General features: G+C 63.3%; 1 protein-coding gene. It reads left to right on the top strand.

The annotated features are described in order from the left end of the window. Nucleotides 1-591: sigma-70 family RNA polymerase sigma factor (locus FJM08_RS08585; protein ID WP_140031748.1), on the top strand; the 591-nt coding region annotated here is incomplete at both ends.

Raw genomic sequence — 591 nt, forward strand, 5'->3', positions numbered from 1 at the left:
GCCGATGACGACGAGGAGATCGCTGAACCCACCGAAAAGGACAAGGCCTCCGGTGATTTCGTCTGGGATGAAGACGAGTCGGAGGCCCTGCGTCAAGCACGCAAGGACGCCGAACTCACCGCATCCGCCGACTCGGTTCGCGCCTACCTCAAACAGATCGGCAAGGTAGCGCTGCTCAACGCCGAGGAAGAGGTCGAGCTAGCCAAGCGGATCGAGGCTGGCCTGTACGCCACGCAGCTGATGACCGAGCTTAGCGAGCGCGGCGAAAAGCTGCCTGCCGCCCAGCGCCGCGACATGATGTGGATCTGCCGCGACGGCGATCGCGCGAAAAACCATCTGCTGGAAGCCAACCTGCGCCTGGTGGTTTCGCTAGCCAAGCGCTACACCGGCCGGGGCATGGCGTTTCTCGACCTGATCCAGGAAGGCAACCTGGGGCTGATCCGCGCGGTGGAGAAGTTCGACTACACCAAGGGGTACAAGTTCTCCACCTACGCTACGTGGTGGATTCGCCAGGCCATCACCCGCGCCATGGCCGACCAGGCCCGCACCATCCGCATCCCGGTGCACATGGTCGAGGTGATCACCAAGCAG

The sequence above is a fragment of the Metamycoplasma equirhinis genome (genome assembly GCF_006385185.1).
Classification (GTDB): domain Bacteria; phylum Bacillota_I; class Bacilli_A; order Mycoplasmatales; family Metamycoplasmataceae; genus Metamycoplasma; species Metamycoplasma equirhinis.